Source organism: Clostridium sp. UBA4395, assembly GCF_002390995.1.
Lineage (GTDB): Bacteria > Bacillota > Clostridia > Clostridiales > Clostridiaceae > Clostridium_J > Clostridium_J sulfidigenes.
In genome coordinates this window covers 1-4,527 of record NZ_DGRF01000008.1, presented here as the reverse complement: position 1 = coordinate 4,527, position 4,527 = coordinate 1, and the positions used below count along the sequence as shown (strand labels likewise).

Annotated in this window: 2 protein-coding genes; both read left to right on the top strand. The window is 30.9% G+C overall.

What is annotated here, in order from left to right; genetic code table 11:
• Window positions 1-434: 434 nt before the first annotated feature.
• Entirely contained in the window at window positions 435-2,513 is a 2,079-nt protein-coding gene (locus tag B2694_RS00420) for an efflux RND transporter permease subunit (RefSeq protein WP_346884084.1), read from the top strand.
• Window positions 2,514-2,515: 2 nt separating this feature from the next.
• Entirely contained in the window at window positions 2,516-4,480 is a 1,965-nt protein-coding gene (locus B2694_RS00415; RefSeq protein ID WP_346884083.1) for a hypothetical protein, read from the top strand.
• The last annotated feature ends 47 nt before the right edge of the window (window positions 4,481-4,527 follow it).

The window sequence follows — 4,527 nt, the reverse complement described above, 5'->3', positions numbered from 1 at the left end:
TCTATTTTGCGAAAGCCCCTTTTTATTTTTACAGAGGAAATAGATATTAATAGTAAGTATATGTTGTTACTAATTGTTAATAAGTAAATAATTTGTTAATGTACTTTTTCCTTTTAATGAAGATATGTACATATATGAAACGAAGGTTCAATTTTCAGAAAATTTCATTGGAATCAGAATGACGATTCTCAATGGAGATAAAGAGTAAAGTTAATTTTTATTGAAGGAATAAAGGATTAGAAATTCAATATTGTAAAAATATCACTTTAAAAAGATATGATGCTATGAAAAGAGAAGATAAATAAAGATAATATGCCATGAAAACGTTTTAAAAAAAGGAAAATGGAAGAAATCCAAGGTGGGTGACGATTGATGAAACTGACTGGTCGGTATAAAATTGAGAGATATTAATGAAAGGGAGATGGACATGAACTATGGCAAAGATATCTAAGAAGATAGCTGAGAGTAGAGTTATAATTTTAGTTTTAGCATTTTTATTACTTATTCCATCTGTATTGGGGTTTATTAAGACTAAAATTAATTACGATATACTAAGCTATTTACCAGATGATTTAGAAACTGTAAGAGCAGAAGAGATTCTAAAAAGAGATTTTGATTGTGGATCACTTAGTATGCTGATAGTAGAAGGTATGGAAGATAAGGATGTGGCAAAAATAAAGGAAAAGGTGGAAAAAATTCAAGGAGTACAAAAGGTATTATGGATAAATGATGTTTTGGATTCACCAATTCCTAAGGATATACTTCCTAGTAGCATACAAGATGTGTTTTATGCTAAGGATTCAACTATGATGGTAATAATGCTAGAGGAAGGTAGTGCTAATATTATTACACAAAGTGCTGTAGAAGATATAAGAAAGGTTGCTGGAGAACAAAGTTTTCTAAGTGGGATGGCTGGAATAGTTAAAGATACTAAGGACTTATCAGATAAGGAAACTCCATTTTATGTATTAATAGCAGTAGTATTATCTTTAATAGTTCTAGCACTGACTATGGATTCAGTGGTAATACCAGTTATATTCTTAGGGAGTATAGGAATTGCAGTAATTTATAATATGGGAAGTAATATTATTTTTGGAGAGATATCCTATATAACTAAGGCTCTGTCAGCAATATTGCAACTTGGAGTAACTATGGATTACTCAATTTTCTTACTGCACAGATATGATGAAGAAAGAGAAGTTCAAAAGGACAAAGTAATAGCTATGGCAAATGCTATAGCCAATACAATGACTTCTGTAGCAGGAAGTTCATTAACTACAATAGCTGGATTTTTAGCTCTTTGTACAATGGATTTAGCTCTTGGTAAAGATATAGGGCTAGTTATGGCCAAAGGAGTACTTCTTGGAGTTATATGTACAGTAACTATTTTACCTGCTTTAATTCTTACATTTGATAAGGTTATTCATAAATATAGACATAAAACTTTACTACCAACCTTTGAAAAGACTTCTGAATTTGTGGTAAAGCACCATAAAGCTTTTGTATTAATAGGAATTTTAGTATTTATCCCTGCATTTATAGGTAAGGTTAATGCTAAAGTATATTACAATTTAGATGAGTCTCTTCCAAAGGATTTACCATCTATCGTGGGAACCAATAAGTTGAAGAATGACTACGGGATGACATCTACAAACATGATTTTAATTAAAGATAGCCTTGATAACTATAAAGTTAAAGCTATGGCTGATGAACTAGAACAGGTAGAGGGAGTTTCTTCAGTAATTGCCCTAGAGAAAATACTAGGACCAAGGGTACCTGAGAGTTTTGTACCAAAAGATTTATTAGAAAAGATAAGATCAGGAGGCTATGAGCTTTTTGTAGTAAACTCAGAATATAAGGCAGCAACAGATGAGGTAAAAGAACAACTTGTAAAAATAAATGACATAGTAAAAAAATATGATTCTGATGGATTAGTAAGTGGAGAAGCTCCATTGACTAATGACTTAATCAAAATTTCAGATATAGACTTTAAAAATGTTAGTATTGCATCTATAGTAGCTATATTTATAATTATAGCACTAGTATTTATGTCATTAAGTTTGCCAATAATTTTGGTTATTGCTATAGAGCTTGCAATATTTATAAATTTAGGTATTCCTTTCTATACAGGTAGTGTAATTCCTTTCATAGCGTCAATAGTGATAGGAACAATACAATTAGGTGCTACAGTGGATTATGCTATATTATTAACCTCTAGATTTAAAGAAGAACTTGAAATGTCATCAAACAAAATGGATGCTATGAGAATAGCTGTTCAAAGCTCATCTAGATCAATTATTACTAGCGCTTTGACATTCTTTGGGGCTACAGCTGGAGTTGGTATTATATCTAAACTGGAAATGGTAAGTTCGCTATGTACATTAATGGCAAGAGGAGCAATAATTAGTATGTTTGTAATTTTATTTGTATTACCAGGGATTCTGTTAATTAGTGAGAAAGTAATAGTAAAAACAAGTAAAGGTTTTATAAAAAATGTTGAGGAGGCTGCATAAAAATGAAAAGAAAAGCATTATCTAAGAGAGTTATAGTGTTAGCTACAGTAGCAGCTATGATGACTTCTACAGTAGCAATGGCACAAGAAATAAACAAGGATGAAACAGTATATGTAATTTTAGATAGTAATGGAAAACCAGAACAAAAGATAGTATCCACTTGGATAAATGGTGAAGAAAATCTAGGAGAATTTAAGGACAAGTGTAATTTAGATAATATAAAAAATGTTAAAGGTGAAGAAACTCCAGCTATAAGTGGAGAGGAACTAACTTGGAAGGTAGAAGGAAAAGATCTTTATTATGAAGGAGAAAGTAAGAGAGAATTACCTTTATCAGTTAGTCTAAACTATGAGATTAATGGAAAAAAAGTAGAGCCTAAGGAAGCTTTAGGACAATCAGGTAATTTTAAAATAACTTTAACAGTAAAAAATAATGAATCACGAACAGTTAAAATCAATGGAGAAAATAGAACTTTGTATGTTCCTTTTGTCACAGTTTCAGAAATTATGTTATCTAATGATAAATTTAAGGACGTAAAGGTGGATAATGGTAAGCTTATTCAAGATGGTAATAATTCCTCAATTACCTTTGTTTCTGCACCAGGATTAAAAGAGTCTTTAAATTTAGGAAGTATGTTAGATATTAAAGATACTTTAGTAATAGAAGGAACAACTACAAACTTTAGTGTGCCAGCTATTATGATGGTTGCAACTACAGAAGCACTAGATTTAGAAAGTATTAGTGATGATGATAGTTTAGATAGCTTGAAAGATTCCCTTGTTCAACTTCAAAATGGTGGGGATGAATTGTTAGAAGGTTCTAAAAAGCTAGTAGATGGTCAGGAACAGTTAAGTTCCAACTATGCTAAATTTAATGATGGAGTAGGAACTTTTAAAAATGGAGTTTATGATTTAAGCAATGGAATAGACAGATTATCTAATAATACTCCTACTTTAAAATCTGGAGCTGATAAGCTACAAAATGGACTTTCACAATTAAAGGATGCTCAAGGACAATTTTATAAAGGAATAGAAACTTATGAAGACAACGCTTCTAAATTATTTACAGCCTATAATTCCATAGATAAAGGGATAAACTCATGTTTAACTGGTTCAACAAAGCTAAAAGAAGGATTAGCTGCAGGTAATGAAGGTTTAACTAATCTCAATAATTCTACAGCAAATTTAGATGCAATAGCAGCTCAATTAGATGAAATGGGTGCTTCAGTTGCAAAGATTAATCCTGAATTAGCAAATAATATTGCAAAGGCAAGTGGTGGAATTAAAGCTGTATCTCAGGGACAAAAGGATGGCATAGGAAAACTACAACAAGGAATGAAAGGCGCTTCTATTGGTGCAGGTGACCTTGAAGAAGGATTAAATGGATTATCTAAGGGGTCAAATGAGTTTAAAAATAAAGGGCAACTTTTATTAAAAGGTACTAACACTTTAAAGGAAAGTTCAGCAAAACTTAATGGAGCTTCAGCAGAGTTGTATAATGGAAGTACAGCACTATCTCAAGGAATTGGTTCTTTAGTAAGTGGTACTAATAAGTTAAGAGCTGGAGGTTCATTATTATTAAATGGAAGTAATGAACTATATGATAATTCAGGGAAATTATTAAAAGGTATAAATCAATTAAAAGAAGGAAACACAGAACTTTATAAGGGTGTTGTTAAATTAAAAGAAGAAGGCTTAGATAAGTTAAATGAAAAAGGTAATACTGCTATAAAGGATATACAAGGGGTAGTTGAAGCTAAGGATGAGCTTGTAAAACTTTCTAAGGAATATGGTGCTTTTTCAGGTATGAATAATTCTATGAATGGAAAAGTTAAATTTGTTATGAGAACAGAGGAAGTTAAAGCAGAGGCAGATAATAAAGGAGATAAAGACAAGGGAGTAGTGAAAGAAGAAGTTAAAGAGGAAAAAGGTTTCTTTAAAAGTTTATTAGATATATTTAAAAAATAGATTTACGTATAGTAATATTAAAAACAAGGGGCTGTATCAAAATTAAA

Bases quoted from the DNA above. Each gene is read 5' to 3' on its own strand.
- B2694_RS00420 (WP_346884084.1), top strand. From the start codon at position 435: ATGGCAAAGATATCTAAGAAGATAGCTGAGAGTAGAGTTATAATTTTA.
- B2694_RS00415 (WP_346884083.1), top strand. From the start codon at position 2,516: ATGAAAAGAAAAGCATTATCTAAGAGAGTTATAGTGTTAGCTACAGTA.